This is a genomic window from Paenibacillus sp. 01L418, assembly GCF_056400045.1.
Window position 1 is genome coordinate 1 of sequence record NZ_JBFTSN010000760.1, and the last position, 1,269, is coordinate 1,269.

1 protein-coding gene is annotated in these 1,269 nt (G+C 44.7%); it reads left to right on the top strand.

All coding sequences use genetic code 11. The features are described 5' to 3' along the window. Positions 1-1,193: DUF342 domain-containing protein (locus AC1DSE_RS35415; protein ID WP_477529137.1), on the top strand; the 1,193-nt coding region annotated here is incomplete at its 5' end. Between the last annotated feature and the right edge of the window lie 76 nt (positions 1,194-1,269).

The following is a 1,269-nucleotide window of genomic DNA, read 5'->3' on the forward strand; positions in this document are numbered from 1 at the left end:
CACTTGTTGCGCAAGGGCAGTCTCCTACACCTGGTAAAGACGGATATGTGAAGCTAGTTTATGATATGGATAAAAATGTGAACGCCCCAACGGAGCTCGAAGATGGGAAGGTTGACTTTAAAGAAGTTGTTCAGCTGAAAAATGTCAAGCGTGGACAATTGATTGCTGAGCGATTCGAGCCTACAGCAGGTCCTGTTGGCAGGACGGTAACGGGAGAAGAAATTGCACCTAGGCTCGGCAAGCACGTTAGATTTAAAGTAGGCAAAAATGTCGTTTTGAACAACGAGCAGACGGCTATGTATTCGGCAATTGACGGCTTGATTTCGCTTACTGAAAAAGAAAAAATTAATGTGTTTCCTGTTTACGAAGTAAACGGCGATGTGGATTATAGTGTCGGCAATATTGATTTTGTTGGTACAGTAGTCATCAGAGGCAATGTTCTTAGCGGATTCAGGGTTAAAGCTTCGGGCGATATCCGAGTTATTGGCGGAGTTGAAGGGGCAGAAATCGAATCAGAAGGCTCTGTTGAAATTACAGGCGGAATATTGGKAAGCAACAAAGGTTTTGTAAAAGCTGGACGAAACGTCCGGAGCTCATTTATACAAGAAGGCAATGTTATCGCGGGCGAAGAGGTGCTGGTATCTCAGAGCATCATGCATTCGCATGTAAAAGCCGGGAAAAATGTTGTGTGCTCTGGCGCTAAAGGATTGATCGTAGGCGGACTTGTACAAGCAGGTGACCTTGTCAGCGCGCGAACGATTGGTAACTCGATGTCCACAGCCACAACCATTGAAGTAGGCGTAAACCCTGAATATCGTTCGGAGCTGCTCGAGCTAAGAACGAGGTTAAGGCAGAACATGGATAATTTAGATAAAACGGATAAAGCGCTTGTTATTTTGGATCAATTAGCTGTGACAGGGAAATTAACTCCTGAGAAGCTGGCATTGCGCGTTAAGCTGACCGCCACAAAACGTCAGACCGTGCTTGAGAATGATGAGACGAGAAGCCGTATTCTTGAGATAGAGAAAACGCTGGAGAACACAGATCGATCGAAGATCGATGTCAGCAATATTGTATTTGGCGGAACAAAAATTGTAATTGGCAGGTACACAAAGTTTGTGAAAGATTCAGCGCAGCGGGTGACCTTCCGTTATTCCGAAGGGGATATCGTCTTAATTCCTTATACCAAATAACGGTTGAAATTGATGAATGGCGCAAAGGGGTGAGCAGATATGACGTTCAAATCCATTGATTTGCAGATGTCTGTAC